This is a genomic window from Staphylococcus sp. EG-SA-2 (assembly GCF_017152085.1).
Map to the genome: position 1 here is coordinate 1 of NZ_JACYHC010000949.1, position 888 is coordinate 888.

1 protein-coding gene is annotated in these 888 nt (G+C 28.0%); it reads left to right on the forward strand.

Features of this window, described 5'->3' with window-relative positions; all coding sequences use genetic code 11:
• Positions 1-305 precede the first annotated feature (305 nt).
• The coding region (locus tag IDG60_RS16550) for an MFS transporter (RefSeq protein ID WP_206160942.1) at positions 306-888 on the forward strand (583 nt) is incomplete at its 3' end.

The following is an 888-nucleotide window of genomic DNA, read 5'->3' on the forward strand; positions in this document are numbered from 1 at the left end:
AATGATATACACCCCAAAAGTTGGATTGAAAGACCTAACTTTAAGGGGTGTATTTTTGTTATAAATTTGATTTTTTGATAATATTTTCATATTTAATATAATCATAATTAGTAGAATATAACCTCTGAGTAGTCATTTTGGGGGGTATGTATGGTGTTTCAAGTAGTATGTATATTTCGAAATAATTGATATTTAACTGACTTAATTTTATTAGAATTAATTGCGCTTTGGATAAAGAGAGTTTAGAAGAAGGTCTAAAAAAGGCTGGTGGATGCATTCAATTATTTTTATGAGAGGTGATAAATATGTTGTACTTAGAAGTTTTGAAAAATAGAAACTTTACATATTTATTGATTGGTAATTTCTTACGTCGGAGTTGCTTTGTGCTGTTTTCGTTACAAATAATTTGGTTTACTGTTGAATTGACAAACCAATCATCTTTAAAATTATCAATGATGGTTATGAGTCAAACACTTCCATTTATTATATTTGGTATTTTCGGTGGCGCATATTCTGATAAACATAATAAAAAGAAAATACTTTATCTATCTGATCTTATACTAAGTTTGATTATAATAATTATTCCTTTACTTGCAATAACATCAAATTTAAATTATCTGACGCTTCTAACCATATCTACAGCTATCACCATTATTAACTGCTATACGGATCCTGCGTTTAGGGCAATTCTTCCTGAAATTATTGATGAGGAGCATTTAGCAACAAGTAATGCGTTAATCGATAGTTTGCAAAGAGGCTCAAATATTATTTTACCTGCTTTAATTGGTGTCATTGTAATACTAGTTGGTAATGTTGGCGTCTTTTTTATTTGCAGTATATTGCTATTTTTAGGATTTATTTTTAATGCACTTTTAAAATATACAAATA